The organism is Streptomyces sp. NBC_00012, from assembly GCF_045040875.1.
Lineage (GTDB): Bacteria > Actinomycetota > Actinomycetes > Streptomycetales > Streptomycetaceae > Streptomyces.
The window spans coordinates 408,602-434,690 of sequence record NZ_CP108309.1; the positions used below are offsets into that span (position 1 = coordinate 408,602).

Annotated in this window: 28 protein-coding genes and 8 pseudogenes; 16 read left to right on the forward strand and 20 right to left on the reverse strand. The window is 68.6% G+C overall.

Annotated features, from left to right (window positions below; genetic code table 11):
• Positions 1–6 precede the first annotated feature (6 nt).
• The 3 genes and pseudogenes from OHA19_RS02065 (at position 7) to OHA19_RS02075 (ending at position 2,572) form a co-directional block, all read left to right on the forward strand.
• Positions 7–1,414 (forward strand): annotated as a pseudogene (locus tag OHA19_RS02065) (IS1380 family transposase).
• Between the two features lie 310 nt (positions 1,415–1,724).
• On the forward strand, positions 1,725–2,111 hold the full coding sequence (locus OHA19_RS02070; protein WP_405720552.1) for a hypothetical protein: 387 nt from the start codon (positions 1,725–1,727) through the stop codon (positions 2,109–2,111).
• A gap of 32 nt (positions 2,112–2,143) precedes the next feature.
• Positions 2,144–2,572 carry a hypothetical protein gene (locus tag OHA19_RS02075; RefSeq protein ID WP_405749173.1) on the forward strand — a complete coding sequence of 143 codons (429 nt, stop codon included), beginning with the start codon at positions 2,144–2,146 and terminating at the stop codon, positions 2,570–2,572.
• A gap of 153 nt (positions 2,573–2,725) precedes the next feature.
• Here the strand turns inward: OHA19_RS02075 and OHA19_RS02080 are convergent, their stop codons facing one another.
• Entirely contained in the window at positions 2,726–3,790 is a 1,065-nt protein-coding gene (locus OHA19_RS02080) for an aldo/keto reductase (RefSeq protein ID WP_405720546.1), read from the reverse strand.
• Positions 3,791–3,907: 117 nt separating this feature from the next.
• Between OHA19_RS02080 and OHA19_RS02085 the strand changes: the two genes are divergently transcribed.
• The 3 genes from OHA19_RS02085 to OHA19_RS02095 all read left to right on the forward strand — a co-directional run bounded on the left by OHA19_RS02085 (position 3,908) and on the right by OHA19_RS02095 (position 6,589).
• Positions 3,908–4,741 (forward strand): helix-turn-helix transcriptional regulator, encoded by an 834-nt coding sequence (locus OHA19_RS02085; RefSeq protein WP_405749176.1) that lies wholly within the window; start codon positions 3,908–3,910, stop codon positions 4,739–4,741.
• Positions 4,742–5,180: 439 nt separating this feature from the next.
• A complete protein-coding gene (locus tag OHA19_RS02090; RefSeq protein WP_405720540.1) occupies positions 5,181–6,113 on the forward strand; it encodes a hypothetical protein in 933 nt (310 codons plus the stop codon).
• Positions 6,110–6,589, forward strand: coding sequence for a hypothetical protein (locus tag OHA19_RS02095; RefSeq protein WP_405720537.1), 480 nt, complete (start codon positions 6,110–6,112; stop codon positions 6,587–6,589). The genes OHA19_RS02090 and OHA19_RS02095 overlap by 4 nt, the downstream gene beginning before the upstream one ends.
• Before the next feature lie 242 nt (positions 6,590–6,831).
• Here OHA19_RS02095 and OHA19_RS02100 read toward each other — a convergent pair.
• The 3 genes and pseudogenes from OHA19_RS02100 to OHA19_RS02110 form a co-directional block, all read right to left on the reverse strand.
• Positions 6,832–7,263: pseudogene (locus OHA19_RS02100) on the reverse strand (MFS transporter); the annotation flags it as partial.
• A gap of 262 nt (positions 7,264–7,525) precedes the next feature.
• Positions 7,526–8,812: an ISAs1 family transposase gene (locus OHA19_RS02105; protein WP_405720889.1), complete on the reverse strand. Its 1,287-nt coding sequence runs from the start codon at positions 8,810–8,812 to the stop codon at positions 7,526–7,528.
• A gap of 7 nt (positions 8,813–8,819) precedes the next feature.
• Positions 8,820–9,320 (reverse strand): GNAT family N-acetyltransferase, encoded by a 501-nt coding sequence (locus tag OHA19_RS02110; RefSeq protein ID WP_266366130.1) that lies wholly within the window; start codon positions 9,318–9,320, stop codon positions 8,820–8,822.
• Positions 9,321–9,429: 109 nt separating this feature from the next.
• On the opposite strand from OHA19_RS02110, the gene OHA19_RS02115 reads away from it, so the two are divergent.
• Together OHA19_RS02115 and OHA19_RS02120 are read left to right on the forward strand one after the other, a co-directional pair.
• On the forward strand, positions 9,430–10,152 hold the full coding sequence (locus tag OHA19_RS02115; protein WP_266366128.1) for a helix-turn-helix transcriptional regulator: 723 nt from the start codon (positions 9,430–9,432) through the stop codon (positions 10,150–10,152).
• Between the two features lie 278 nt (positions 10,153–10,430).
• On the forward strand, positions 10,431–11,132 hold the full coding sequence (locus OHA19_RS02120) for a hypothetical protein (protein ID WP_405720534.1): 702 nt from the start codon (positions 10,431–10,433) through the stop codon (positions 11,130–11,132).
• Positions 11,133–11,351: 219 nt separating this feature from the next.
• Here OHA19_RS02120 and OHA19_RS02125 read toward each other — a convergent pair whose 3' ends face one another.
• From OHA19_RS02125 to OHA19_RS02140, 4 genes and pseudogenes are all read right to left on the reverse strand, one after another.
• Positions 11,352–12,194, reverse strand: coding sequence for an IS5 family transposase (locus OHA19_RS02125; RefSeq protein WP_405749179.1), 843 nt, complete (start codon positions 12,192–12,194; stop codon positions 11,352–11,354).
• 100 nt (positions 12,195–12,294) lie between these two features.
• Entirely contained in the window at positions 12,295–13,644 is a 1,350-nt protein-coding gene (locus OHA19_RS02130; RefSeq protein WP_405749182.1) for an IS630 family transposase, read from the reverse strand.
• 28 nt (positions 13,645–13,672) lie between these two features.
• A pseudogene (locus OHA19_RS02135) lies at positions 13,673–13,815 on the reverse strand (VOC family protein); the annotation flags it as partial.
• A gap of 64 nt (positions 13,816–13,879) precedes the next feature.
• Positions 13,880–15,274 carry an FAD-dependent oxidoreductase gene (locus tag OHA19_RS02140; RefSeq protein ID WP_405720522.1) on the reverse strand — a complete coding sequence of 465 codons (1,395 nt, stop codon included), beginning with the start codon at positions 15,272–15,274 and terminating at the stop codon, positions 13,880–13,882.
• 104 nt (positions 15,275–15,378) lie between these two features.
• On the opposite strand from OHA19_RS02140, the gene OHA19_RS02145 reads away from it, so the two are divergent.
• Positions 15,379–15,744 (forward strand): ArsR/SmtB family transcription factor, encoded by a 366-nt coding sequence (locus OHA19_RS02145; RefSeq protein WP_405720520.1) that lies wholly within the window; start codon positions 15,379–15,381, stop codon positions 15,742–15,744.
• 21 nt (positions 15,745–15,765) lie between these two features.
• On the opposite strand, the gene OHA19_RS02150 is transcribed toward OHA19_RS02145, so the two are convergent.
• Entirely contained in the window at positions 15,766–15,888 is a 123-nt protein-coding gene (locus OHA19_RS02150; RefSeq protein WP_405720517.1) for a hypothetical protein, read from the reverse strand.
• Between the two features lie 36 nt (positions 15,889–15,924).
• A pseudogene (locus OHA19_RS02155) lies at positions 15,925–15,987 on the reverse strand (transcriptional regulator); the annotation flags it as partial.
• A 145-nt stretch (positions 15,988–16,132) separates the two neighbouring features.
• Between OHA19_RS02155 and OHA19_RS02160 the strand changes: the two are divergent.
• Positions 16,133–16,279: an NAD(P)-binding protein gene (locus tag OHA19_RS02160; protein WP_405720514.1), complete on the forward strand. Its 147-nt coding sequence runs from the start codon at positions 16,133–16,135 to the stop codon at positions 16,277–16,279.
• A 60-nt stretch (positions 16,280–16,339) separates the two neighbouring features.
• Complete coding sequence (locus OHA19_RS02165) at positions 16,340–17,020, forward strand: NAD(P)-binding domain-containing protein (RefSeq protein WP_405720511.1); 681 nt, start codon at positions 16,340–16,342, stop codon at positions 17,018–17,020.
• A 192-nt stretch (positions 17,021–17,212) separates the two neighbouring features.
• On the opposite strand, the gene OHA19_RS02170 is transcribed toward OHA19_RS02165, so the two are convergent.
• From OHA19_RS02170 to OHA19_RS02195, 6 genes and pseudogenes are all read right to left on the reverse strand, one after another.
• Positions 17,213–17,530 (reverse strand): hypothetical protein, encoded by a 318-nt coding sequence (locus OHA19_RS02170; protein ID WP_405720508.1) that lies wholly within the window; start codon positions 17,528–17,530, stop codon positions 17,213–17,215.
• Between the two features lie 22 nt (positions 17,531–17,552).
• A pseudogene (locus OHA19_RS02175) lies at positions 17,553–17,855 on the reverse strand (pyridine nucleotide-disulfide oxidoreductase); the annotation flags it as partial.
• A gap of 271 nt (positions 17,856–18,126) precedes the next feature.
• Positions 18,127–18,594, reverse strand: a pseudogene (locus tag OHA19_RS02180) (FAD-dependent oxidoreductase); the annotation flags it as partial.
• Between the two features lie 5 nt (positions 18,595–18,599).
• Positions 18,600–18,821: a DUF2180 family protein gene (locus OHA19_RS02185; protein WP_405720505.1), complete on the reverse strand. Its 222-nt coding sequence runs from the start codon at positions 18,819–18,821 to the stop codon at positions 18,600–18,602.
• Positions 18,821–19,948, reverse strand: coding sequence for an ACR3 family arsenite efflux transporter (gene arsB / locus OHA19_RS02190; protein ID WP_405720502.1), 1,128 nt, complete (start codon positions 19,946–19,948; stop codon positions 18,821–18,823). Before arsB ends, OHA19_RS02185 begins: the two co-directional genes overlap by 1 nt.
• Positions 19,945–20,253: an ArsR/SmtB family transcription factor gene (locus OHA19_RS02195; RefSeq protein ID WP_405720499.1), complete on the reverse strand. Its 309-nt coding sequence runs from the start codon at positions 20,251–20,253 to the stop codon at positions 19,945–19,947. The genes arsB and OHA19_RS02195 overlap by 4 nt, the downstream gene beginning before the upstream one ends.
• A gap of 94 nt (positions 20,254–20,347) precedes the next feature.
• Here OHA19_RS02195 and OHA19_RS02200 point away from each other — a divergent pair, with 94 nt between their 5' ends.
• On the forward strand, positions 20,348–20,770 hold the full coding sequence (locus OHA19_RS02200; protein WP_405722128.1) for an arsenate reductase ArsC: 423 nt from the start codon (positions 20,348–20,350) through the stop codon (positions 20,768–20,770).
• Positions 20,767–21,741 (forward strand): thioredoxin-disulfide reductase, encoded by a 975-nt coding sequence (gene trxB / locus OHA19_RS02205; protein ID WP_405720496.1) that lies wholly within the window; start codon positions 20,767–20,769, stop codon positions 21,739–21,741. The genes OHA19_RS02200 and trxB overlap by 4 nt, the downstream gene beginning before the upstream one ends.
• 7 nt (positions 21,742–21,748) lie before the next feature.
• On the opposite strand, the gene OHA19_RS02210 is transcribed toward trxB, so the two are convergent.
• The gene (locus OHA19_RS02210; RefSeq protein WP_405720493.1) at positions 21,749–22,180 is read right to left on the reverse strand and encodes a hypothetical protein; all 432 of its coding nucleotides are present in this window, start codon (positions 22,178–22,180) and stop codon (positions 21,749–21,751) included.
• A gap of 99 nt (positions 22,181–22,279) precedes the next feature.
• Here OHA19_RS02210 and OHA19_RS02215 point away from each other — a divergent pair.
• Positions 22,280–22,527: pseudogene (locus tag OHA19_RS02215) on the forward strand (transposase family protein); the annotation flags it as partial.
• Here the strand turns inward: OHA19_RS02215 and OHA19_RS02220 are convergent.
• On the reverse strand, positions 22,452–22,655 hold the full coding sequence (locus OHA19_RS02220) for a hypothetical protein (RefSeq protein WP_405722224.1): 204 nt from the start codon (positions 22,653–22,655) through the stop codon (positions 22,452–22,454). The pseudogene OHA19_RS02215 and the gene OHA19_RS02220 sit on opposite strands and share 76 nt — an antisense overlap.
• A gap of 52 nt (positions 22,656–22,707) precedes the next feature.
• On the opposite strand from OHA19_RS02220, the gene OHA19_RS02225 reads away from it, so the two are divergent.
• On the forward strand, positions 22,708–23,289 hold the full coding sequence (locus OHA19_RS02225; RefSeq protein ID WP_405720490.1) for a hypothetical protein: 582 nt from the start codon (positions 22,708–22,710) through the stop codon (positions 23,287–23,289).
• A 358-nt stretch (positions 23,290–23,647) separates the two neighbouring features.
• Positions 23,648–24,847 carry an MFS transporter gene (locus OHA19_RS02230; protein ID WP_405749184.1) on the forward strand — a complete coding sequence of 400 codons (1,200 nt, stop codon included), beginning with the start codon at positions 23,648–23,650 and terminating at the stop codon, positions 24,845–24,847.
• Between the two features lie 136 nt (positions 24,848–24,983).
• On the opposite strand, the gene OHA19_RS02235 is transcribed toward OHA19_RS02230, so the two are convergent.
• A complete protein-coding gene (locus OHA19_RS02235; RefSeq protein ID WP_405722219.1) occupies positions 24,984–25,121 on the reverse strand; it encodes a hypothetical protein in 138 nt (45 codons plus the stop codon).
• A 611-nt stretch (positions 25,122–25,732) separates the two neighbouring features.
• Positions 25,733–26,064 (reverse strand): annotated as a pseudogene (locus OHA19_RS02240) (TfuA-like protein); the annotation flags it as partial.
• Positions 26,065–26,089: the final 25 nt, after the last annotated feature.

Below are 26,089 nucleotides of genomic sequence, written 5' to 3' on the forward strand. Positions count from 1 at the left end.
CGCGAGATGCGATCTTCCCATACCGCTTCAGCGGTGTCCGCCGCGTTCGATGACTCGAATCTGATCGCGCATGCCGGGCTGGTCCCGGTGATGCGGCTGGCCGAGCGGTGCGGCCTGTCGCGACTGGTGGCTGCGAAGGTGAAGCTGACCGGAGCGAGGAACGGTGCGGGGGCCGCAGCGGATGCCAAGGTCACCAGCATCGTGGCCGGGATGGTCGCGGGTGCGGACAACATCGACGACCTGGACGTCCTGCGGCACGGGGCGATGCCGGCCCTGTTCGGCGGTATTCGCGCCCCGTCCACGCTGGGCACGTTCCTGCGTGCGTTCACCCACGGTCATGCGCTTCAACTCCACGCTGTGCACCGCGCGTTCCTGGCCGCGCTGGCCGCGCACACTCCGCTGCTGCCCGGCGCCCGGAAGAAGGCGTTCATCGATGTCGACTCCACCCACAAACGCGTCTACGGCCGGACCAAGCAGGGCGCCGAGTACGGCCGGTTCAAGGGCATCCGCACCCTGCACCCCCTCCTCGCCACGGTCTGCACCCCACACTCCCGCCCAGTGATCGCCACCGTGCGGATGCGCCAGGGTCAAAGCCGCAGACTCCCGAGGCGCCCCGAAATTCGTGAGCGAGGCCCTGGCCACCGCCGTCGAGGCGGGCTGCACCAGCATGCGCATCCTGCGGGCCGACTCGCAGTTCTACAACGCCGGAGTGATCGCCGCCTGCCACCGGGCCGGAGCCCACTTCTCGATCACCACCGGCATGAACCCCTCCATCAAACGGGCCGTCCTGGCTGTCCCCGAAACCGCATGGCAGCAGATCACCTACCCCACCGCCGTGCCCGACCCCGAAACCGGTGAACTCATCTTCGACGCGGAGGTCGCCGAGATCCCCGCCTACACCGCCTTCACCGGCAGAAAGAAGGCAGAGCGGGTTACCGCCCGACTGATCGTGCGCCGGGTTCGCGACCTCGCCAAACCCGCCACCGTCGGCGAGCAGGGCGAACTGTTCCCCGTCCGGCGCTACCGCCCGTTCTTCATCGACAACCCTGCGCCGATGCTCCAGGCCGAGCGGGAACACCGCCACCACGCCGTCGTCGAGCAGGTCATTGCCGACAGTAAAGCCTCTGCCCTGGCCCACCTTCCCTCGGGGCACTTCCAGGCCAACGCCGCCTGGCTGACCCTGTGGGCCATGGCTTACAACCTGCTGCGGGCCGCAGGCACCCTGGCCTCGGCCTTCCACGCCAAGGCCACCACCGCCACCTTGCGCGCTCACCTCGTCCGTGTCCCTGCCAGGATCGCCCGCTCCGCCCGGCGCCTGACGCTGCACCTGCCGCAGCGATGGCCCTGGCAGGACCCATGGACGCAGTTGTTCGCCGCCGTCCACGCACCGCCCGAAGCAGTCCTACGTACCTGAAAACTTCGCCCGACAGGGCTCAACCGGAGCCGCCCCCTGCGTCGGCTTCGCCGCCGACTACACGTGCAAGCGGTGCGGTCGAGCCGGGAACCCCCACAGCCGCGGACGATGCGCTCACTGCGTCCTCGCCGAGGGGGTCAACGCCCTGCTGGCCGGCCCCGACGGTGCGATCGCCCCGCAACTGGAACCGCTCGCGTCCGCGCTGGCGAACGCTCCCTCACCGTTCCCCGCCATCCAGTGGATCAAGGAGAGCCCGAACACCAAGCTCCTCGCCCGACTGGCGGCCGAAGGGCACGAGCTCACCCACGACTTGCTGGACGAGCTCCCACCCAGCCGGAACCAGCGCTATATCCGCCAACTCCTCGTCCACACCGGCACCTTGGACGAGCGGCACGAAGACCTCGAACGCATCCCCGGCTGGCTGGAGCACGAACTCGCGGACAAGCCGGCCGCGCACGCCAATGTCGCCCGCCCGTTCCTGAACTGGTTCCTGCTCCGACGCGCCCGCCAACGGGCCGCCACCATCCCGCCTCCGCCGACCGCGACCTGCGGCGACGCGTCAGCGCCGCCCTGGACTTCCTGGCCTGGATCGACCAACGCGACCTGGCCGCCCTCACCGACCTCACCCAGGAACACATCGACGACTGGATCGCTGGAGCTGTCAGCCAACGCCGCTACCTGGTCCGATACTTCCTGAAGTGGACCACGAGCCGTCGGCTCACCCTCGGATTGGCCGTCCCCTCCATCCCACGGCAGGAACCTCAGGGCCTGCTCGACGAGGACGATCGCTGGCCGCTCCTCCAGCGCTGTCTGACCGATGCTGCCCTGCCTACGGACGTCCGGGCTGCCGGTGCGATCACCCTGCTGTTTGGTCCGTCCACCGAACACCTCTGCCATCTGACGCCAGAGCACCTCAAGTTCGGCGACAAGCACGCCCACCTGGTCCTGGGCCGCCACCCCGTCCTGTTGCCTCCACGACTCGCCGAACTCCTTCGGCGCCTCGCCGAACAGCCCCAGCTGCGGCCACAGCTCTCACGAGCCCACCCAGGTCCTCGGTGGCTCTTCCCGGGCATGCTCCCGGGCAAGCCGATCTCGACGCACGGCATGACCCAAAAGCTGGGCCGCCACGGCATCCCGGAAAAAGCAATCAGCGTATGAACCTGAGCACTGCGCGACCAGCAATACTGCCAAACCGGAGCATAACTGGAACGGATTCGTCAGAGGAATCACGACCCATATCCACGGCAGAGGTCTGCCGATGATCACCTCGACGGGGGTAGCAGTGCTGCCCTCGGGGCCCGATATCGGGTATCAGCGGAGGGTTTCGACCTTCAGGTCGCCGTGGGTCACCGCGCGCATCCTGTCGCTGGCGAGCATGTCGTGCGGGAAGCCGAGTTCGATCGCGCTGGCCTCGTCGAGGCGGGCCAGTTGGGAGGCCGTGAAGTCGACCTCCAGGGCACCCAGATTGTCCTCCAGTTGCGCGAGAGTGCGGGCTCCGATGAGCGATGCCGTCACGTCCGGGTTCTGCAGGGTCCAGGCCAACCCGACCTGGGCGGTTGTGCGGCCCAGCTCCGCGGCGACCTCCTTCACGACATCAGCGATGTCCAAGTTGCGTTCGGTCAGCCCGCCGTTGGCGATGTTGAAATTCTTACGGGTGCCGTCGTCGACCGCGGCGTTCGCCGCGGTCAGGTCGTCGCGGCTGTACTTGCCGGTGAGCACCCCGCCGGCCAGTGGCGAGTACGGCACCACGCCCAACCCCATCTCGCGTGCCATGGGGATCAGGTCACGTTCCCCGGTACGCTCGATCAGGTTGTATTCGATCTGCAGCGCGACCAGCGGCGACCAGCCGCGCAGGTCGGCGATCGCCTGCATGCGCGACACCTGCCAGGCCGGGGCGTTGGAGATCGCCACGTACAAGACCTTGCCCTGCCGGACCAGATCGTCCATGCCGCGCAGGATCTCCCCGACCGGTGTCGTGAAATCCCACACGTGCAGGTACAGCAGATCGATGTAGTCCGTATTCAGCTGCCGCAGACTGGCTTCCACCGACGCGAAAAGGCTCTTGCGGTGAGGGCCCCCGGAATTCGGGTCGCCGGGCCGGCGCAGCGTGGTGTATTTCGTTGCCAGCACCAGGCTTTCGCGGTTGTCGCGGGTGAATTCACCCAGCAAGCGCTCAGAGCTGCCATTGGTGTAGGTGTTGGCGGTGTCGATGAAGTTGCCGCCGCGCTCGACGTAGAGGTCGAACAGCTTGCGCGCCTCGTCCTGCTCGGCGCCCCAGCCCCACTCGGTGCCGAAGGTCGCCGCGCCCAGCGCCAGCGGTGAGACCCGCAGCCCGGAGCGGCCGAGCAGCCGGTAGGTGTCGAGGGTGAGCGTCATCGTGTCCTCCTGTGCTTGTGATCCGTTGTCGAGCACAAGTCTGTGACCGCCGCGAGCCGGGGATAAGGGAAAGAAGTTCCTGGGAACACCAGTCCTACCCTGTCTGTTGGGCCGAACATGACGACCCGCACCGTGGACACGACACAGGAGCTGGCCGCATTCCTGCGGACCCGGCGCGAACGCCTGAACCCGGACGATTTCGGCCTGCCGTCGCGTCAGCAGGCCCGGCGGACCCCAGGACTGCGCCGCGAAGAGGTCGCCGAACTGGCCGGGGTCAGCATCGACTACATCGTGCGGCTGGAACAGGCCCGGGGACTGCGGCCCTCAGCGAACGTGGTGGAGGCGCTGGCCCGGGCGCTGCGCCTGGCCCCCGACGAACGCGCCTACCTCTTCAGCCTGGCCCAGCAGCGCCCCCGCAACGCCGACAAGCCCGCCACCACTGCGGCGCCGCCGCTGGCCCGGCTGGTCGCCGACCTGTCGCCACTGCCGGCCATGCTGATGAACCACCGCTACGACATCCTGGCCTGGAACAGCGAAATGGCGAGGCTGCTGCTGGATTTCGAAACCCTGCCGCCGGCGCAGCGCAATGCGATGCGGCTGTGCTTGGTACACCCGGAAATACGCGAGCTCTATGTCGACCGCGAGCGCGTCGTGCGGGAGGGAATCGCCCACCTGCGCGCAGCGTGGGCCGCGCACCCGGAGGACCAGGCGTTGACCGACCTCATCACCGAATGCAGCACCCGTAACGAGGAATTCGCGCGATTGTGGGCCGAGCGAGACGTGAAGGTCAACGGCCGCGGACACAAGGTGATGCGGCATCCGGGCGCCGGTGTGATCGCCGTGCACTTCGAAGTGCTTATGCCCCTCCAAGATCCGGACCAGCGGTTGATGATCTGCCGCGCCGCGGACGATGAGAGCCAGTCGGCATTGGACCGGTTGTGCGCACGGTGACGTCGAACCGTCATTCCGGCGTGCCTTCGGAGTCCATCGGTAAGATCCGGGCCGAAAGCATGCCGGGATGACGGACCGGCCGCGCCGGGCAGCGAACATCATGCCACCGAGGACCGTAGTAGGCGCAGGGTCGTGCGTCGGGCGATCTGGATCGCGCCCGCCGAGGGCATCACATTTCCTGGTTGCGGCACAAGTGTTCCGGATCCGCCGAGACACCTTCGACCACCTTGGCAACCGGCTGTCCAAGGAGATTGTGCACGAGGTCACCAGCCTGACCGCCGATCAGGCAACGCCGGAAACCATCCGGTCTGGTTCGCTGGCACTGGACGGTGGAAAACAGGAGTCACTGGGTACGCGATGTCGTCTATCGCGAGGACCACCAGCGCACCCTTACACCCTCAAGGGCCGCAAGCTCACCGGCGAGGAAGCCGAATGGGTCGTGCTCGACATCGTCCACCAGGCCGTCACGCTTCTCGCCACCGTCAACGACGACCCGACCCACCTGTTCGGCCACAAGGGCATGACCAGCAATAGCCTTGTCTTGTTCGGCTCGGTCAACAGGCGCCTGAACGACTTCCGTGACCACCTCAACGAGCTGTTCAGCACCCCGGACGCCCCTTACGTGCCGCTCCACACGGTCACACCGGCGCCGGATAACGACACGCCCGCTCACGATGAACCGGAGGGTGAGGAAGGGGAGGAGGAACCCATGCCCTGGCGGTTGAGTACCCAGCAGTTCCGCCGCGCCCTCGCCTGGCACCTCGCGCACCAGCCGTTCGGCGTCGTCGCAGGCGCCCGGCAGTACCAGCACGCCGAACTGGCCCTGTTCGAAGGTTACGCGGGCACCTCGGCCTCCGGGTTTGCCGCCGAGGTCGCCGCCGAACGCGCCGTCGCCCAGCTGGACTACGTCGAGGACCTGTACCGCGACTGGAACGACGGCCACCGCACCAGCGGAGGCGCCGCCGGCCGCGTGAACGCCGAGTTCGCCCGGATCCGCCGGGAGCTGGGCGACCTGCCCGGCATCACTGCCAGCCCCGCCCGGCTGCGCACCATGCTCCAGCACCTGACGAAGACCCTTCACCCCGGCGTCCTCAACGACTGCTTCTACCAGCCCTCCTCCGCCCTCTGCGCGGAGAGGGCCCAGCACACGGGGCGGCCCCTGCCGCTGCTGACCATGTGCCTGACCTGTCCCAATGCCCGCCGCTCCAGCGTCCACCTGCCCCGCCTGACCACCGCCCGTGCCCAGGCCCAGCGCCCGCTCGACGCCCCGGCGGGACTGTCCCGCCTCCAGACGGCTGCGCTGACCACCCACATCGCCGAACTCGACCACGCCATCGCAGAACCCACCTCCACCGAAAGCCCCGACGCATGAATGACCCCGCCGCAATGCGGCTGCGGCACGCCCTCGAACACGCCGGCATTCCCGTGCGGCCGGGCACCGACCAGGCTGTCGTGCACGCCTTCGAGCGGATCGTGACCGGCAACCCCGAACACACCAGCGGCGCCCTGACTGTCTCCACTCTGTGCACGGAAGCGGGCATCTCGCGCGCCACCTACTACCGCTCACCCCTGGCGAAGATCATCACCGGACTGCTCCGGACACCGGACGCGCCCCGACCGCAGACCGACACCCTGACGGCGGACATCGCCCGCCTCAAGAAGGCGGACCGCACGCTGCGCTCCCAACACGCGGCCGAGCAGCGGGAAGCACGCGCCACCATCGCCGCCTACGCCAACCACATCCAGACGCTGAGCCTGCGGAACGCCGGACTCGAAGCGGAGAACGCCACCCTGCGCGAAGCTCTCCGTCAGGGCGGCACCGTGGCCTCCCTCCCTGTGACGCGTTGAATGCTGCCGCCGGAAGGACTGCCGCACCTCCTCTCCGGCGGGGAGGTGCCCCTATGCCTTTGGCCAGGGAGAACAGTGCTGCGTTGAGATCGGGTACCGACGCTGACTCCCACATGGAGGGCTTCACCGCTTGGTCCAGGTCGATCAGGGCTACTTCCGGGCGGAGAACATCTTGGCGGGGAACGCGAGGTTCATCGAGGCGCAGCCGAAAATCGATGTCGTACACCCTTCCTCCGGGAGGGTCATGCCACTACATTCGCGCTGTCTTGTGAGGCGTCTTCCTCGGAGTGCGGCTTCAGGACACCCCGCCCACGCGTACGGTCTATCTCGCGCCATTCCGGCCGCAGTCCAGCCAGATTCGTGGTGAGGAAGTACGCGGCGCCGCAGGCGAGCAGCACTGGCACGAGTCCGACAGCGGTCACCGCCGCCCCTGCGAGCAGCCCGCCGAGAGGGATACCGGCCCAGGCCAACGAGTCACCGAGCGCGTTGACCCGGCCCAGCATCCGGCGCGGCACCCGCTCGACGAGGACGGCTCCCAGCACTGGGTTGACGAAGCCGGCACCGAACCCACTGACCGCGAAGACGGCCAGTACCACCCCCAACGGGGCATCGAAGGCGAGGATCAGGAACCTCGGTGCCCCGGCCAGCAGGAACCCGGTGAGAACCACCACCCGCAACGGTTCCAGCTTCGGACCACGACGCGGTGCGGGCACACCCGAAGAATCACTCATACAGGAACTAACGACGGATCTCCGGCGCATCACACTAGTGTGATGCGCCAGAAAAGGTGGTCTTAACAACCCGCGCGGATAGGGGCGGTTGGGCGTTTTGGCCAGGTCATGCTGAGGCGGAGCGGCTGCTACGGACTGTGATTGTTGCTACAGGTACGGTGGTGCCTCCCAGGGCCCCGGGGAGAGTCCCGTTCGCCCGGTTTGATCATGGAATCCCGTGGAGGGTGAGCGTGGCTGCGGGGTGCGTGTGGGCTCGTCGGCCGCTGGCGATGTTGGCCCATCCGGAGCGGTGGAGGGTGGCGCGGGCAAGGTCGCGCAGTGCGCTCATGACGGCGGGGGTGCGATGCCGGCGGATCTGACTGGCGTCTTCGGCGAAGGTCACGTCTTTGGTCCAGTGGACGGTGTTCTCGATGATCCAGTGGCCGCGCGCCCAGGCAGCGATCTCAGCGGGAGACGCCTGGTGGGCCGCGAGATCGGTGACGGCGTAGACGGTCTCGGTCTGCCACTTCGATGTGCCGATTCGGCGGCGTTTGCGGTGGATGCGAACAACCTGGCGGGCGTGGGGAAACAGCAGACCGTTCACGCTCACCACCTTCACCTCGCGGACCTCCTCACGGCCGTGTCCGCGGTCGCGGGACTGCTCGAGGACCGGTACCTGCTTCCAGGGCAGTTTGGTCAACTGACGGGCCAGGGTGGGCTGGTTGTTCTTCACCGACAGCAGGTAGTGGGCCTGTCGGTCCTCGACGAGGTAGCGAGCGTGGCTCGTCTGGGCGTGCAGGGCGTCGACGGTGACGACGGAGCCGGTCAGGTCCTGACCATCGAGGGTGTCCAGCAGCGGAGCGAACTCGGGTATCTCGTTCGTCTTCGCACTGATCTCGCGCAGAGCAGCAGTCAACGCATCGTGGTGGCGCACTGCGGACAGGACGAAGACACGGCTGCCGTCCGCGCGGACCGCTCCGCGCAGGCATTTGCCGTCCACGGCGAAGGCCGCACGACGCGGTTGCGGCGGGTCCGTCTCGTTCTGGGCGATCCGGTGGGCGCGGCGCTGTTCGCGCTCGACGATCCCGTCCGGGCCGGTCGCGGTCACCGGGCGGGCCTGGAGTGTGGTGAGTCTGGTGAAACCGGCGGCGGTGAGTAGCGCGGGGTCGACGCGGGCGAATACATCGCGCAGGGTGCGCTCGCCCGGAGCCTTGAACCGGCCGGTAAAGGGATCGAAGGGGCAGCCCAGCCGGGCCAGTACATCCTGGTCGCAGCGGCGTACCCACTCGGCAATGGCGGTCAGGGAGTTGTGTCCGGCGCTGGTGAGTGCACACACGCCGACCGCGAGCAGCGTTGCCAGCCGGAACCGCACGCCGCGCGGATTCCTCGGATCGGGCACCAGGGACAGTGCGGCGAGCAGACCGGACGGCACCACCGCCTCGGGCCGTGACGCCCCGGACGCGGCCTGTGGCAGGTGCATAGCGGACGGAACAGATGATGGTGCAACGAGCACGGCGACCTTACCGGGACCGGACTGGTTCACCAGTCGATGCGGTGAGTTCTTTGGTCATGAAGACGCGGCTGGTGCCCGGCGGATCGCAGGGCACCTCTCCCAGCCGCTTCCACCCGTGTTTCTGGTAGAAGCCGGGGGCCTGGAAGGTGATGGTGTAGAGCACGGCCGTGCGGCAGCCACGGGCACGAGCCTCGTCCTCGGCCTGCCGGAGGATCTCTGTTCCCAGCCCGCTGCCACGCAGCCGGGTCGGCAGGTAGAAGAGGTCGAGGAAGAACAGCCCGAGCGAGGTACGCCCGGTCAGTCCGCCGACCACCTGGTGGGTATCGGGATCACGGACCAGGACAGCCAGAGGTCTGCGGTCGGCGATTCCCGTGTGTTCGATGTTGAAGCGGTCCAGCGCGCCGGAGATTGCCGCGGCGTCCTCCGGGTTGGGGGCGTCGGTGAGCATGCAGTCCGGCTGGGGGGCGGGCTGGCGGGAAACGGTGACGGCAGTGTCGGACGCAGGCATGGTTGCTCCAGTACGTGAGCGGATGCGGGTGCGGGGCCGGTGAGCCCGGCGCACGGGCCGACGCTAGGACGGGGACGCTTCGACGGACGTCGAAGGGACGTCGGCGACAATGGGCACCGTGGACATTCAGCGCGCAGGCCAGGATGTGGGTGTGGACCTGGCGGGCGTGGCCAGACTGCTGGCCGACGGCACCCGGGCCGCCTTCTGCCTCGCGCTGCTCGACGGCCGGGCCTGGACGGCGAACGAGCTCGCGCGCTATGCCGGAGTCGCGCCGTCCACTGCGACCTCGCACCTGAACCTGCTCGTAAACGGCGGGCTCCTCGTCGAGGAGCGGCACGGACGCCACCGCTACGTACGGGTGGCCGACCGCAGAGTGGTCGAACTGATCGAGAGCCTTGCCGCGCTGGCCCCGAAGCACAGCGCCCCACCACGCTCGCTGTCGGCCTCCGGCCGGCAGCAGGCACTGGCCCGCGCCCGGCTGTGCTACGACCATTTGGCCGGAACCACCGCTCTGGCCATCACCGACGCGATGGTCGAACGCGGACTCCTGGAGTGGGGACCTGAGCCGGGCCTGACTGGCAAGGGCGCCCTCTGGCTTGCCGAGGTCGGCATCACGGTACCCGCTGGCTCACGCCGGCCACCGGTGCGCGCATGCCTCGACTGGACCGAGCGCCGTCCCCACCTGGCCGGCGCTGTGGGCGCCGCCCTGTCCGCCCACGCACTCGCCACCGGGTGGATGACGCGCATCGGCACCACCCGCGCCCTCCTCGTGACACCCGCCGGCCGCCGGGCACTGCACGACCACCTCGGCCTGCCACCAGCTGAACTCTGATCCTGAACCGGACCTGACCGGGCCACACCGACGCGTGATCAAGCCGGGCGAACAGGACTCTCCCCGGGGCCCTGTGGTGCCTCCAGATCGGCGGTATCGGTAGAAGTACCTATTGCGCTACGGCATTTCGCCGCGGAGTGTCGGGCCGGAGCGGTCGTGTCAGTGAGGGCATTTACCATGCCGGTGCGGCTTCGAAGAGGCCAACTCAGCGGCTCGCCATCTGACAGATGCACTTCGACAGAACTCGACACCAATTACACGAAGGTAGTGTCCTGGCCATGATTGCCAACGTGCGTAGCTACAAGAAGAATCAGGTCTCCCGAGCCGAGGTCATCACGGCAATCAGCCTGTCCCACAACGACTACAAGATCAAGCATGTGACCGCGGCGCTCGACCAGATCGACGACTACACCGCCGATATCGGGTTTGTCGATGGCGACCTGCACATACCCGGCGACCTCGACCTGGCACAGGAGGGCGTCTACCTCTTGGTTGTACTCGGCGATCTGGTTGTCGGCGGCGTGTACGGCGATGGCGACGATCCCGAGTCGTTTTTGCTGGTGACCGGCAACATGCGGGCACGCGACATCGTGACCGCCGGCTGGCTCGAGGTCCACGGCGACCTGAGCACCGACCGGCTCATCGGTGATTACAACGACTGCTCCGCCTACATCGGCGGCGACGTCCATGCCCGGCTCTTCTATGGCGAAGAACATCACTTCACCATCGGTGGCGCGCTCATCGCCAACGCGGTGATCGGCGAGCCGCGCCTTGAGATCGCGACCCCACCGGCCGTGATCGGCCTGGCCGACCTCCGCATACTGGAGCATTTCGACCGCGACCTGCTGCGCGTGTTCGACGACCATGACAACAACGGCAACGCGATCACCTACGTGGACGGTTTCGACGACTTCAGCGAGCTGAAGCGGCGTGTCAACGCAGGTCTACCGCTGCGCACTACGGCAACACGCGACAACTGAGCCTCCACCGCCGAGCCGGGTGGGGCCGGGCTTGCTCGCCGCCAGACCCCGGCTCGCGTCCACCATCGTCCAACATGCCACCACGTCTTCCGGCGACCACTCCTGCCATGCTGCAAAGTTGTAGTGCTGCCCCCCCCCCCCGCTGACCACGTCCCGCACGGTACGCCCCTGGGGGCTGCCGCGTGGACGACACCCCAGGGGCGTGCCAACGTCGGCGGTTCAAGGGCGGTGGTGGGGTCGGGTGTGCCAGCGCTGGGTGGTCCATGCCCGGCGGATCAGACTGCGGACGGTGATGATGGTGTCGATGAGGTCGAAGAACGCGTCGGCGACCACGGCGCGGCGCTCAAAGCAGCGGGCCAGGCGATGGAAGGCGTTCTGCCAGGCATGTGTCCGCTCCACATGCCACCGCCGACTCGCCTGGACAGGGGCTTTCTCGCCCTTGTGAGCGATGCGGCCGTGCAGGCCGCGCCCGGCCAGCAGGGTACGGGTGTTGTCGCTGTTGTAGCCGGCGTCGAGGTGGACGGTGATCTGCTCAGGCAGAGGCCCGAGACCGTTTAGGAGGTCCAGGGTTGGAGTCAGGAGTGGTGAGTCGTGGCGGTTGGCCCCGGCCAGGACACGACCCAGGGGGATGCCGTAGCCGTCCACCATGCCGGAGCGTTTCAGGCCCTGCTTGCCCCGGTCAACCGGCGAGCGCCCCGCGACCTCACCACCGCCCGGGGCTTTGGTGATGCAGCCGTCGACGGCGACCTGGTTCAGGACCAGCCCCACGATCCGGTCGTACGCCTGAAGCGCGAGCTGCCTCAGCCGGGCAAAGACACCCAGCCGGATCCACTCATCGCGGCGGGTGCGGATCGTGGTGGCCGAACATGTGGTGTCGGCAATCGCCTGGTAGGAACAGCCGAACCGCAGCAGCTGCAGCAACTTGTCGAAGACGACCCAGTCACTGATACGCCGCCGGTGACAGCCCAGCGGATGAGCCGGATCGTAGACCGGCCGCTCGGGCAGCAACGCCGCGAACTGCTCCCACAACGGCTCGGTCAGCCAGGACGGCAGGACAGGCACAAACACCCCCAGCAATCACGGAACGTCACCACCCCATGATCACCAAGGCCGCGACCCACCTTCCTGCCCGGTATCCCCAACGCGCCTATCCGCGCGGCTTCTAAGTCTGCTGCTGGTTTTCGGTGCTGGATGGGCTGATTTTGGTGAGGTAGTCGGCGAGGGATTTGAGGATCTCGTCGGCTGTCTTGGTCCAGGTGAACGGCTTCGGGTTCTCGTTCCAGGTGTCGATCCAGGCGGTGATGTCCTTCTCCAGGGCTGTCACGGAGGTGTGGACGCCGCGGCGGATGAGTTTGTCGGTCAGCAGGCCGAACCAGAGCTCGACCTGGTTCATCCAGGACGAGCCGGTCGGGGTGAAGTGGACGTGGAAGCGGGGGTGTTTACCCAGCCACGTCTTGATCTCGGCGGTGTTGTGGGTGGCGTAATTGTCACAGACCAGGTGGACGTCGAGTCCGGTGGGCACGGCCTTGTCGATCCGGATCAGGAACTTCTTGAACTCGATGGCGCGATGGCGGCGGTGCAGTTCCGATATGACAGTGCCGTCGGCGATGTTGAAGGCGGCGAACAGGTTGGTGATCCCGTGCCGGTAGTAGTCGTGGGTGCGGCGTTCGGGCATGCCCGGCATCATCGGCAGTACCGGCTGCGAGCGGTCCAGTGCCTGGATCTGGCTCTTCTCGTCGACGCAGAGAACCACTGCCTTCTCCGGCGGATGGTGGTAGAGGCCGACGACGTCGACGACCTTGGCGACGAACTGCGGGTCGGTGGACAGCTTGAAGGAGTCCTGCAGGTGGGGCTTGAGGTCGAACCTCTTCCAGATCCGCCCGACGGTCGATTTCGACAGCCCACTGTGCTTCGCCATCGAGGCACGCGACCAGTGCGTGTCCTTGCCCGGGACGGACTCCAGAGTCGCCACGAGTACGTCCTCGACCTGGTCGAGCAGGACCGAGGGCGGCCTGCCGGGGCGGGGCTCGTCCGTCAGCCCGTCCAGGCGCAGGGTGATGAACCTGGAGCGCCAGCGGTTCACCGTCGCGTGGGCGACGCCGAGTTCGGCCGCGACCTCCTTGTTCGTCCCGCCCTCCGCGCACCGCAGCACGATCTTCGCGCGCAGGGCCAGGAACTGCGCGGTCTTCGCCCGCCGCGCCCAGCGCGTCAGCTCCGCCCGCTCGGCTCCGCTGAGCACCAGGTCCGGCTTGCGCCGGCCCGGCCGCGGCTCATCCACCAAGCCCGCCACCCGCCGGGCCACGAACCGCGAACGCCACTTGCGCACCGTCTCCGCGGACACCCCACAGTCCGCCGCCACAGCGATACTTGACGCCCCGTCCGCACAGGCCAGAATGATCCGTGCCCGCTCCGCCACACGGGCCGGCACCCCACCACCCGCCCAGCGCAGCAACTCCGCACGCTCCTCAGCGGACAGCAAGACTTCGATAGCACGAGGGCCTCGATGCGACATAAAAACAGGGGTCTGTCAATCGAACGGGGACGAGTTTGAGCGGGGGGTGGTGATGGCGAAGTTGGCGTAGCCGCCGTGCAGTTTGGCCGGCTCGGTGCCAAAAAGCTTGCTGTAGAAGGTGATCGAGGCGGGAAGGTCGGGGACGCGCAGTGCGAGCTGTACGCGGGACATGACGTTCCTCCTGACACAGGGTGGGAACCCCCCGGCCGTCGGGGGCCGGGGCGCTGGGGTGAGGTCAGCAGCAGCTGCCGGACGACGGCGGTTCCTCGGCGGTTGCGAGCGGCAGAGAGGTGCCGACGCCGATCTGTACGGGAGCGGGCGCCGGAGTGGCGCAGCAGCCTCCGGCGTCGGCCTGGTCGGTTGCCGGGTCGTCGAAGAGTCCGGCGCCGCCGCAGACTCCGGTTTCGGGGAGGGTGAGTTCGACGCGGTCGGCGGATTCGGTGTCACCGGCGACGGCGGCGGTGACGGAGCGGACCTGCTCGTAGCCGGTCATGGCCAGGAAGGTCGGGGCGCGGCCGTAGGACTTCATGCCGACCAGGTAGATGCCGGGTTCGGGGTGGGAGAGTTCGCGGTGGCCGTGGGGGTAGACGGTGCCGCAGGAGTGCTGGTTGGGGTCGATGAGCGGGGCGAGCTCGACGGGGGCCTGGAGGCGTTCGTCGAGGCCGAGGCGGATCTCGGAGAGGAAGGACAGGTCGGGGCGGAAGCCGGTCAGAACGATCACCTCGTCGACCGGGTCGAGACGGCGTCCGTCCTCGCCGGTCAGGATCAGGCGGCCGTCGGTGTCGCGTTGGATGGCTTCGGTGCGGAAGCCGGTGACCGCGTCGGCGTGGCCGTTGTCGACGGCAGCCTTCGCAGCCAGGCCGAGGGCGCCGCGGGCGGGGAGCTGGTCGGCGGTGCCGCCGCCGAACGTGGATCCGCTGATGCCTCGGCGCAGGATCCATACCGCGTGTGTGCCGGGCTCGTCCCTCGCGAGGTCGGCGAGGGTGGCCAGGGCGGTGAACGCGGAGGCGCCGGAGCCGATGACGGCGGTGCGCTTGCCGGCGTAGCGGGCGCGGACGGCCGGGTCCTTGAGGTCGGGGACGCGGTAGGTGATGCGGGCGGCCGCGGTCTTTTCGCCGAGGGCGGGCAGGCCACTGGCCCCTGCCGGGCTGGGGGTGGTCCAGGTGCCGGAGGCGTCGATGACCGCGCGGGCGAAGAGGCGTTCCTCGCGGCCGTCAGCGTAGGCAACGTGGACGACGAAGGGCTGTGTCTCGCGGTCGGCGTCGACGATGCGGTCGCGGCCGGTGCGGGAGACGCCGGTCACCCGGGCGCTGGTGCGGACACGGTCTCCGAGTACGTCGGCGAGGGGCTGGAGGTAAAGGTCGGCCCAGTCCCCGCCGGACGGGCAAATGGCCGCGTCCGGCTTGGTCCAGCCGGTCGGGGCCAGGAGCTTCTCGGCGGCCGGGTCGACGATCTCGCCCCAAGTGGAGAACAGCCGCACGTGGGACCACTCGCGCACCGTCGCTCCAGCGGCGTCTCCGGCTTCCAGCACCAGTGGTTCGATGCCGCGGTCGACCAGGTGGGCAGCGGCTGCCAGCCCGGCGGGGCCGGCGCCGATGACGACGACCGGCAGGTCTGCAGTGGTGGTCATGACGGTGATGTCCTCCGAGTCAGGCGGCTGGTCCGGCAGCTGCTTCGATTGCTGTCGATATCCGGAGCTTGCCACCAGGTATCGACGAGTGTCAACATAGACACATGTCAAAGTCAGAGGTTGTGGGGTCGCCGGTCCTGGACGCGGGGACTGTGGTGCCGTGCTGCCCTCCGATCACCGCCGGGGAGCTGTCGCAGGACGATGCGGAGAAGATGGCCGCGATGTTCAAGGCCCTGTCGGACCCGGTGCGGCTGCGTCTGTTCTCCAAGGTCGCCTCGCACCCGGGCGGCGAGGCGTGCGTGTGCGACATCTCCGACGTCGGTGTCTCCCAGCCGACCGTCTCCCACCACCTGAAGAAGCTGCGCGAGGCCGGCCTGCTGACCTCCGAGCGGCGCGGGACCTGGGTGTACTACCAGGTCGCGCCGTCCGTCGTGGCGGCCATGTCCGCCATGCTCGACCTGCGCTCCTGACCAACGGCCCGCGCCGGCGGGTCAGCCGGTGCGGTCGGGCGGGCAGCAGAGCGCCAGGTACGCCTGGAGTGCGGAGAGGCGCTTCGCCATGGTGGCACCGTCGGCCCGGTAGAAGACCTGCTTGCCATCCTTTCGGGAGACCACCAGGCCGCCGCGACGCAGCAGGCTCAGATGCTCCGACGCGGTCGACGGCTTCAGTGCGCACCGCTCCGCGATCTCGCCGACCGTCAGCCATCCCGCCAGTGAACTGCTGCATCACCTTCTGACGAGTCTCACTGGCCAGGGCCTTGAGGAAGTCGGCCGTCGCCGGATCCACCGCGGACGTCTCAACGCTGTTCTCTGTCACCGCACCCTCAACATTTCGCCACTTCCCGAAATAACGACTCACATGAAGGGCCACGTTTTCATGGAGCATGCCGATCTCATCGTCATCGGTGCCGGGCAGTCCGGCCTGGCCACCGCGGCCCTCGCCCCGCGCCACGGCTTCACCCGCATTCTGGTGCTGGAGGGGGCCGAGGAGCCGGGCGGGTCCTGACCCAGGTACTACGACAGCCTCACCCTGTTCTCCCCGGCCCAGTACTCGCCCCTGCCCGGGATGCGCTTCCCCGGCGAGGCGGACCGCTACCCGCGGCGGGACGAAGTGGTGGACTACCTGCGCGACTACGCCGACCATCTGCCCGCCGACATCCGCACCTCGACAACCGTCACCTCCGTGACACGCCAGGACGGCACCTGGTCCGTGCGGGCCGAGGACGGGCGGGAATTCACCGCGCGGGCGGTCATCACCGCGACCGGTGACTACGGCGCACCCTTCGTTCCGGACGTTCCCGGACAGGCGGACTTCGGCGGCCGGGTGCTGCACGCCTCCGACTACCGCAGCCCCGGCGCATTCGCCGGGCAGAGAGTCGTCGTAGTCGGCGGGGGCAATTCCGCGATCCAGATCGCCGCCGAACTCGGCCCCGCTCGCCGACACCACCCTGGCCACCCGGCGCCCGATCGGATGGACACCCCAGCGCCCGCTGGGCCGGGACCTGCACTGGTGGCTCAAGCACACCCGCCTCGACGTCGCACCGATCCGGCGGCTGCTGGCGAAGGTGCCCGTCTCCGTGCTCGACGACGGCCACTACCGCACCGCCCTGGACCAGCACGGCGTCGACCGACGCGACATGTTCAGCCGGTTCACGGCCGACGGCGTCGTGTGGGCCGACGGAACGAAGGAGGAGGTCGGCGCTGTCCTGCTCGCCACCGGATACCGCCTCGCCTTCCCCCTACCTGACCGGATCGGGCGCCCTGGACACCAACAGCGCGCCGCTGCATCAGGGCGGCCTCTCCACCGCGGTCCCGGGTCTCGGCTTCGTCGGCATGGAGTTCCAGCGCAGTTTCTCCTCCAAAACCCTGCGCGGCGTCGGCCGGGATGCCGGGCACGTCCTGAAGCGCGTGCGTACCGCGCTGGCTGGGTGAACCGGGATCAGGAGTGGTGGGAGGCGGTCGTAAGCGCCTGTTGCAGCTGGCTGATGCTGGGAGCGCCGTCCAAGCCTTCGGGCGTGCGGTAGAGACGGCAAGCCATCCCCCACGTCCGTCCGGCTTCCGCGAACGGGTCTTCACCGTTGATAAGGATGGTCGGGGAGCCGGTGAAGCAGATGCGTTCGGCCTCGGCCTGGTCGGTGACCACCCGCGTGACGACATCGGCCGCGTCCAGCCCGGCCGCCTCCAGCGCCTGCCGCAACCGGCCAACAGCAAGTTGTTCGTTCGGGCATTCCTTCACGACCACGACCTCGATCCGCATGCCTTCAGCATGCCGCAGGCACTCAGGCCAGTAGCTCGGTGATCTGCTGGACGGTGTCGCGTGCGGGGCGTCCCACGCCGATGAGGGTGGCGGAGGTCGGCCCTGTCCAGTCGCCGTAGCCGAGCAGGTGCAGCCGTGGCTCGCCGACCGCTCGGGTGCCGTCGGTGGCGATGTGGCCGCGAGTCCCGCGCAGGCCCAGCGAGGCGAGGTGGGAGAGGGCGGGTCGGAAGCCGGTGCACCAGATCACCGCGTCTGCCTGGGCGGACGTTCCGTCGCTCCACCGGATGCCGTCGGCCACGAGCCGCTCGAACATCGGCTGGGCCTTCTCGGGAGGCGTAAACGCCTGGTGGCGGGCCGGGATATCGATGAAATGGACGGCACTCCGCGGCGTCGGCCGGAGCCGTACGCCTCGGCATCGGGACGGGTCAAAGACAAAGACGCTGGCTACGGGGTCGGGTGACGCAGTGGTGTGGCTCCGTTGCCGACAGGAAGGCCTCGGTCAGAGGCGACTCCCGTACTCGTCAATATCGAGGTCCGGGCATGGCGAGCGCCTCCCAAAGCCGTCGAGAAGTGACTTCGCGAGTGGTCGATAAGGCCAGGCTGCGGTATCCGGTGGTGTGGATCTGACGGCCGGTGAAGACCTCCTGGCCGGGGACGGCCGGGAGGAAGGGGCGCCACCAGGTCCCGGTCGCGGAGATGACCGCCCGCGCCGACCAGTCGCCGGAGTCCGTCTCCACCCGTAGACGGTCCCCGTCCCGACACACCGCCCGGACGCGGACCGGGCGGTGAACAGGCAGTGCGTAGCGGTCTTCGTAGTCGGCCAGGTACTGCACCACGTGCTCGGCGTCCGGGTACTCCTGGCCGGGCTGGGCGGGCATGAGGCGGCCGGGCAGGGAGGAGAACGCGGCCGGGGAGAACAGGCGCAGCGAGTCCCAGGTGTACTGCCAGCCGCCGCCCGGCTCTTCCTGGGCGTCGAGGATCACGAAGTCCAGCTTCTTTCGGCGCAGGTGGTAGTCGGCGGCGAGCCCTGCCTGCCCGCCGCCGATCACCACGACGTCCACCATGCCGGTCACAGGGTCAGAGCCGATGCGGCCGGTGCCTCGGCTGCGGCACACACCGGGCACAGCACCGTCCGTGCTTCGGCCTCACCGGGGGTGCCGATCGGACTGCCCCGACGCACGCTCCGGGTCGCGATGCGGGCATGAGCCTCGCAGACTCCGGCTCCACAGCCCTGGCAGACGCCGATGGTGGTGCTGCTCGTTCCCGTGGTGCGACAGTCGAGGCAGTGCATCAGTCGCCCCTTCCCGGGGTGGTGAGTGCTTCGGGCGTGAACTTCTTGCGCCAGGCGAGCGCGACGTAGACCAGGCCGATCAGGACGGGTACCTCGATGAGCGGTCCGACGACGCCGGAGAGGGCCTGGCCGGAGGTGACGCCGAAGGTCGCGATGGCGACGGCGATGGCGAGTTCAAAGTTGTTGCCTGCCGCGGTGAACGCCAGGGTGGCCGTGCGGTCGTAGGCCAGTCCGAGGGCCTTGCCGAGCAAGAAGGCGCCGAAGAACATGATCGCGAAGTAGACGAGCAGCGGCAGTGCGATCCGGACCACGTCCAGGGGCTGCGAGTTGATCGTCTTCCCCTGCAGGGCGAACAGGATGACGATCGTGAAGAGCAGCCCGTACAGCGCCCAGGGGCCGATCCTCGGCAGGAACTTCGCCTCATAGTTCTCGCGGCCCATCTTCTGCTCGCCGATGCGGCGGGTGAGGAATCCGGCCAGCAGCGGGACGCCGAGGAACACGATGACATTCAGCGCGATGTGCCATACGGAGACGTCCAGGCCCTGGCCGTCTCCGAGGTTCAGCCACCTGGGCAGCAGGTCGAGGTAGAACCAGCCCAGCAGACCGAACGCGATGACCTGGAACACGGAGTTCAGTGCCACGAGTACGGCGGCTGCTTCGCGGTCGCCGCAGGCGAGGTCGTTCCAGATGATGACCATGGCGATGCAGCGGGCCAGGCCGACGATGATCAAGCCGGTGCGGTACTCGGGCAGGTCCGGCAGGAAGATCCACGCCAGCGCGAACATGACCGCCGGGCCGACAATCCAGTTGATGACCAGCGAGGACACCATCAGCTTGCGGTCGCCGGTGACTGTGTCGAGCTTGTCGTAGCGGACCTTGGCCAGGACCGGGCACATCATCACAAGCAGGCCGAGTGCGATCGGCAGGGAGATACCGCCGATCTCGATCTTCGCGAGCGCGTCGTTCATCCCCGGGATCAGGCGCCCCAGGCCCAGGCCGATGGCCATGGCGAGCAGGATCCACACCGCGAGATAGCGGTCGAGCGTGGAGAGCTTCCTGACGATCGAGACGTCTCCTCCCCCAGCCTGGTCTGCGGCGGGGGCCTTCGTGGTGCGCTCGGTGGTCACGGGCAGGCCCTCTTGTTCTCGCCAGCGGTACGTGCGGACTCGGCCAGAGCGGCGAACTGCTCGGAGAGGCCGGCCAGGACCTCGGGACGCAGCTTGTAGTAGGTGAAGCGGCCGCACGGTTCCGTCTCCACCACTCCGGCCTCGCGCAGCACCTTCAGGTGGTTGGACAGGTTGGTCTGCTTCGCGCCGGTCTCCTCGACCAGGTGCGTCGTACACAGCGTCTCGCGGGCCAGCAGGGTCACGATCCGGAGGCGGAGCGGATCGCCCAGCACCCGGATCAGATCAGGATCGACTGAAGTCAGCATGTACTGATACTTTCACATCATTGCCTGCTGATACCAGCGGGGGCTGAAGTCATTAGCGGCTGGTGCCGCCATGCGACGAGAGAGAACGATCAACATGGCCGAGTCCTCCGGCAAGCCGTCCGTCCTGTTCGTCTGCGTCCACAACGCCGGCCGCTCCCAGATGGCCGCCGCCTGGCTGACCCACCTGGCCGGGGACCGCGTCGAGGTCCGCTCCGCCGGCTCCAACCCCGGGAAGACTGTGAACCCCGCCGCCGTCGAAGCGATGGCCGAGGTCGGCATCGACATCTCCGCCGAGACCCCGAAGATCCTCACGATCGACGCTGTCCGCGAGTCCGACGTGTGCATCACCATGGGCTGCGGTGACACCTGCCCGGTCTTCCCCGGCAAGCGCTACCTGGACTGGAAGCTCGACGACCCGGCCGGACAGGGCGTCGAAGCGGTCCGCCCCATCCGCGACGAGATCAAGACCCTGGTCGAGGGCCTGATCGCCGAGATCGCCCCGGAGGCCACGGCGTGAGCGACATACGCGACGTCGTCATCATCGGCTCCAGCCCCGCCGGATACACCGCCGCCCTCTACACCGCCCGCGCCCAGCTGGGGCCCGTACTGTTCGGCAGCAGCATCTTCGTCGGCGGCTCCCTGACCACCACCACCGAGGTCGAGAACTTCCCCGGCTTCCCCGACGGCATCGACGGCCCCGACCTCATGGAGAACATGCGGGCCCAGGCCGAGAAGTTCGGCACCGAGATGATCGACGACGACATCACCACCGTCGACCTCACCGGCCCCGTCAAACTGCTCACCGACTCGGCCGGCACCGTCCGCCGCGCGAAGACGGTGATCGTCGCGACCGGCTCCGGCTACCGCAAGCTCGGCCTGCCGAAGGAGGACGAGCTGTCCGGCCGGGGCGTGTCCTGGTGCGCCACCTGCGACGGATTCTTCTTCCGCGACCGTGATATCGCCGTGGTCGGCAGCGGCGACACCGCCATGGAGGAAGCCACCTTCCTCACCCGCTTCGCCAAATCCGTGACCGTCGTCCACCGCCGCTCCGCCCTGCGCGCCTCGAAAGTCATGCAGAGCCGCGCCTTCTCCGACGACAAGATCTCCTTCGCCTTCGACACCGAAGTCGCCGAGATCAAGGAAGAGAACGGCATGCTCGCCGGTGTCGTTCTGCGCGACACCTTCACCGGTGCCACCCACGACCTCGACGTGACGGGGCTGTTCATCGCCATCGGCCACGACCCGCGCACCGAACTCTTCATCGGCCAGATCAACCTGGACAACGACGGCTACATCACAGTGGAAGCACCCTCCACCCCCACGAACCTCCCCGGCGTCTTCGCCGCCGGCGACGTCGTCGACCACACCTACCGCCAGGCCATCACCGCCGCCGGCACCGGCGCCGCCGCCGCCCTCGACGCCGAGCGCTACCTCGCCGCCCTCAACACAACCCAGGCCGAACCGGAAACTGCCGCAGTCCCGGTCTGACCGAGTCTCACCGCGGCGCGGGCCCGTCCGGGCAGCCCCGGACGGCGCCGATGGCACCGGCCGAGCGAAGCGAACGCCCGAGGTCTCCGGTGAGGATGCGGGGGTGGCGCCGCCACCACCACAGGTCGGGTCCGGGCAGCCTGTGGAACTGATCGAGTGCTTGGCCGTCGTCGTCGATGGTCACGGCTTTGTACTGGTCGTCCAGAGCTTTGATCCGCGGGGTCCAGAGCTGGACGACGTGTTCGTCCAGCAGGAGCCATGCCTCGTGCAGCCAGTTTCGGCAGTAGAGGTCGTTGGTGTACTCGTAGATGTCGTCGCCGTAGCCGCGCTCGATAACGCTCACCAGGGCAGCCCATGCGTTCACCATTTCAGTGACCGTGAACGCCGTCCGCCAGCCGCGCTGGTGCAACAGCTCTCCCACCTCAGTTTCAGTAGCCACGGGCGTGAGGCTCTCATGCCAAATCCGTCCGGACGACCGAGATGTGCCCCATCAGAGGCTGGCGCCCCCGCAGCGTGATCGAGATGGGACGATCTCACCGTGGCTGGTGTGATCACGACGGCGGAGCCGTCTGGATAGCCCCGTTCACCGGGCTGAGCCCGCACGACTTCCGCAAATTGATGACGGTATTGCATCGCGAGGGAGCCGACGCCGTGCGACCTGGCCGGCCATGGAGCCTGCCGCTGAAGGACCGAGTCCTGCTGGTCGCGGCCTACTGGCGCACGAACCTGACGCTGAGGCAGCTCGCCCCGTTGTTCGGGGTGTCCAAATCGGCGGCCGACAGCATCGGCGCGCTCTGGCCGCCCTGGGCGAGCAGCTCACGCGCGGGTGGCCTCCCGTGTGCGACGGGATGTTGACGCAGATGTACCCCGATCAGGTGGGAATCCCGCTGGACGACCAGAGACCGTCTGGTCACCTGCTTTCCTCTTGATCAGTTCTGCCACCCACAGAGGAATGAGGATCCATCCATGAATCGTCTCGCTGTCTGCGCCGCTGTGACGGTCTCAGCCATCGCTCTTTCTGCTGGGCAGGCCGCGACGGCGGATCCCTCTCCCGGGCGGCACGGGCAAGCAGCCCGGCATCACGCACCCGCGAAGCCGGCAAGCGAGTCGGCCCGGCTGGCCCGTTCTGTCCTGAACGCAAAGGGCATCACCTACGCCAAGGCACACGTGAGCGGTACCGACAAGGTATCTCTCCCGCAGCAGAATCTGGTCGACGTCTCCAACGGACGCCTGGCCAAGACCAGCCCGTGGGGCCACAAGAAGGGTGCGCGGGTCGCGCTCGACACACGGATGCTCAACGGTGTCCTGAAGCTCGGCACCCAGTACCACTACAAGTTCGAGATCTCCGAGTTCGTCGGCGGGAGGCACAGCCGTACCTCCAAGCACTACGCGGGCCGCGCGGTCGACGTGACCTGGATCAACGGCCGCCACGTGGGCAAGAGGGCCGATCACCGCGGGCTCATGAATGCCTGCCGGAAGCTCGGCGCCACACTGGTCCTCGGGCCGGGTGACAAGAACCACGACACCCACGTCCACTGCCAGTGGTAATCCGCCTCCAGCACACCGGGTGACCCGTGAAACACCCGCTCCTGTGTGGTGCAGGAACCAGGGGCCCCAACGGCAGATCCCCGGCCCGGCACCCTGCGGTGCCGGGCCACTCCCTCTCCCTGTTGGTGCGTCTGCGACAGACGATCTTCGGGTTGCTCTAGAGTCGAAACGGATCTTCCCGGTGGCGTCTCGCTGCCGGGATTTCGTTTTCTCTGGGCGGAGTTGGATCTTGCGTAAGGCGCGTCTGCACGACCGGAATTCAGCGGGACCCGTCCCACGTATCAGCTGGGCGGCCCGAGTCCGGGAGGCAGGCGCCCCGCTGGCCATCAGATCGTATCGGCTGCACTTCACTGCTCGCGTGCTGTCCTGGACGGGCTCGGCAGTGGCGCCCATCGGTCTGGCTTTCGCGGTCCTCCGGATCGGCGGTGGCCCTGGTGCGCTGGGCGCGGTTCTCGCGGCGAGCGTCGTGCCGCAGATCCTGCTGTTGCTCGTCGGCGGGGTCGTCGCGGACCGGCTGCCCAGGGATCGGGTCATGGTGTGGTCCAACGTCGTCTGTGCGGTCGCGGAGGCGGCGGCGGTGTTGTTGCTGGCCTCGGGCACGGCCCGGGTCTGGCATCTGGTGGCGATGTCGGCCGTATGCGGGGCGGCGGGAGCCTTCTTCACCCCGGCGGCCGGGGGCATCGTCGTGGAGGTGGTCCCGGCCGATCTTCGGCACGCGGCCAACGCTCTGCTGAAGATCGGCCAGAACATGGTGAAGGTGGCGGGGCCTGTCCTGGGCGGGGTCCTGGTCGCCGTGGTCGGCCCTGGATGGGCCCTCGGATGGGACGCTGTGACGTTCGCTGCCTCGGCCCTGCTCTTCTCCCGGATCAGCCTCAAGTCCAAGAACGTGAAGGTCCGGACCGGGTTTACCGCCGATCTGCGTGAGGGGTGGGATGACTTCCGTTCCCGCCGCTGGCTGTGGGTGAAGGTCTGCCAGGCCACCGTGATCGTTCCCGTGTGGCTGGTCGGCTACCAGCTTCTCGGCCCGGTGTACGGCAAGCAGGTGCTCGGCGGCGCCGCCCCGTGGGGTGTGGTGGTCTCCGGCTTCACCGCCGGGCTGGTGGCCGGGGCGGCTCTCGCCCTGATGTGGAAGCCGCGCCAGGTCGGAGTCGTCGTCTGCGCGGGCACCGGGTCGATGGCGGTGCCGCTGGCGGCGATGGCGGCGGCCGTGCCGCTGCCCGTGCTCGTGGTCGCCACGGGGGTGGCGGGCACGGGGCTGGCGGTCAGCATGACCGTGTGGGCTTCGCTGGTGCAGGAGAGGATTCCGGCGGACCGGCTGAGCCGGACCCTGTCCTGCTCGACGCTCGGACAGATCCTGCCCGTGCCCTTCGGCTATCTCCTTGCCGGTCCCGCCGCCCAGCTGTTCGGGCTCCGTACGACCCTGGCGACGGGCGCCCTGATCATCACGGCCGCCGCCGTCGTGCCGCTGGCCATCGCTCAGGTCCGGGGGCTCTGCCTCGTACCGGAGGAGACCAAGGATGCCGACGGGGCCGTGACCACGGTGCGGGCGGAGAGGTAGAACGCTCGGGCCACCTCGAGGGCGCCGGCGAAATCGCGGAACGCCCGGTCCCGGGCCGCCGCGTCGAGCACGGCCCGGCCGCATCCCTCGGGAAGCCCCCAGCACTGCGTGAGATGAGCGGCGACGCGGTCGGCGCTCAGGTGGGCCGTGGTGTGGTGGGGGCGGCCGCCTCGATCTCAGCGTTGAGGGCGAACGCGGCGGCCACGGCTTCAGCCGCCAGGGGAACGGAACCGAGCAGGTCGCCCGCTTCGGCCACCGTGGCGGACCACACCATCCAAGCCCCATCCAGGCGGGCGGAGCGAACCACGAACCGCACCAGCGCTTCCTCGGGCGGGAACTGGCTCGCCTCCTCTTTGGTGAGCCAGTGGGCGAGCTGGTCGCCGGCAGGCTGGCTACCTCCATGCCTGCCGCGGCGACGAACCGTAGGGCGGACCGCTGCACCGCCGCGGACCGTACCGGGCGGCCCACGTCGTCGCCCGTCTCATGCGCGATGGCGGCCAGGACTCGCGCCCGCCACCGGCCCGGGAACCCTGGGTCGTACAGCTGCTGATGGTGCAGGAGGGCGAGGAAGCTCACGCTCTGCCCGCGTGTCACCGCACCCGGCCGGAAGGCCGCCTGCCAGTACCGGACGAAGCTGGTCTGCCACGGTTCTCCCGCCCACGCCCCGACGCCGGGAGCCGGGGGCAGACCGGCGGCAACCAGGGCAAAAGCCCGCTCGGCATCCTCCCGCTTGGCGTCGCAGGGATGCATGCGGCGCCAGGTGTCCGCCCGGCTGAACGCGGGCCCCAGCCCCTCCCCAGCCGCGAGGCGGCCCAGCGCGATCCAGGACCGGGAGGTATAGGGGAGGGAGCGGGCCAGGTCGGCGAGCCGGTCCGCTTCGGTGTCGTCCAGCTGCCCGTCGGCGGCGGCCCGGGTCAGGGCGGCCCGCAGATTCACGAGGGCTTCGGACAGCGGGCGACCGTCGTCGGTGTGGAGCACGGCGACTTCGTCGTCCGCGTCCAGGGCGCCGCTGCGGAAGTCCTCGAAGATGCGCCCGACGCCGACCATGCCGTACGGGGCGAGCTCGGCGGCCCGCAGGGCCCCATGCTGGCGGCGCCGACTACGGCGACGCCTTCGGCCAGCAGCGCCAGGATCTCCTTGTGCCGCACCGGGGCGCTCTGGTGCCAGAGTCCATCGCTGATCAGCACGGTGTCGCCGGGTCCGGCGCCGAGCCGCATCAGATCGCCGTGCCGGACCGGGGGG

Coding starts and splice junctions, on each gene's coding strand:
- OHA19_RS02080 (WP_405720546.1), bottom strand. CDS start 3,790: ATGACGCTCACCCTCGACACCTACCGGCTGCTCGGCCGCTCCGGGCTG.
- OHA19_RS02085 (WP_405749176.1), top strand. CDS start 3,908: ATGACGACCCGCACCGTGGACACGACACAGGAGCTGGCCGCATTCCTG.
- OHA19_RS02095 (WP_405720537.1), top strand. CDS start 6,110: ATGAATGACCCCGCCGCAATGCGGCTGCGGCACGCCCTCGAACACGCC.
- OHA19_RS02110 (WP_266366130.1), bottom strand. CDS start 9,320: ATGCCTGCGTCCGACACTGCCGTCACCGTTTCCCGCCAGCCCGCCCCC.
- OHA19_RS02115 (WP_266366128.1), top strand. CDS start 9,430: ATGGGCACCGTGGACATTCAGCGCGCAGGCCAGGATGTGGGTGTGGAC.
- OHA19_RS02120 (WP_405720534.1), top strand. CDS start 10,431: ATGATTGCCAACGTGCGTAGCTACAAGAAGAATCAGGTCTCCCGAGCC.
- OHA19_RS02130 (WP_405749182.1), bottom strand. CDS start 13,644: ATGTCGCATCGAGGCCCTCGTGCTATCGAAGTCTTGCTGTCCGCTGAG.
- OHA19_RS02140 (WP_405720522.1), bottom strand. CDS start 15,274: ATGACCACCACTGCAGACCTGCCGGTCGTCGTCATCGGCGCCGGCCCC.
- OHA19_RS02145 (WP_405720520.1), top strand. CDS start 15,379: ATGTCAAAGTCAGAGGTTGTGGGGTCGCCGGTCCTGGACGCGGGGACT.
- OHA19_RS02160 (WP_405720514.1), top strand. CDS start 16,133: ATGAAGGGCCACGTTTTCATGGAGCATGCCGATCTCATCGTCATCGGT.
- OHA19_RS02165 (WP_405720511.1), top strand. CDS start 16,340: ATGCGCTTCCCCGGCGAGGCGGACCGCTACCCGCGGCGGGACGAAGTG.
- OHA19_RS02170 (WP_405720508.1), bottom strand. CDS start 17,530: ATGCGGATCGAGGTCGTGGTCGTGAAGGAATGCCCGAACGAACAACTT.
- OHA19_RS02185 (WP_405720505.1), bottom strand. CDS start 18,821: ATGCACTGCCTCGACTGTCGCACCACGGGAACGAGCAGCACCACCATC.
- OHA19_RS02195 (WP_405720499.1), bottom strand. CDS start 20,253: ATGCTGACTTCAGTCGATCCTGATCTGATCCGGGTGCTGGGCGATCCG.
- OHA19_RS02200 (WP_405722128.1), top strand. CDS start 20,348: ATGGCCGAGTCCTCCGGCAAGCCGTCCGTCCTGTTCGTCTGCGTCCAC.
- OHA19_RS02225 (WP_405720490.1), top strand. CDS start 22,708: ATGAATCGTCTCGCTGTCTGCGCCGCTGTGACGGTCTCAGCCATCGCT.
- OHA19_RS02235 (WP_405722219.1), bottom strand. CDS start 25,121: ATGGTGTGGTCCGCCACGGTGGCCGAAGCGGGCGACCTGCTCGGTTCC.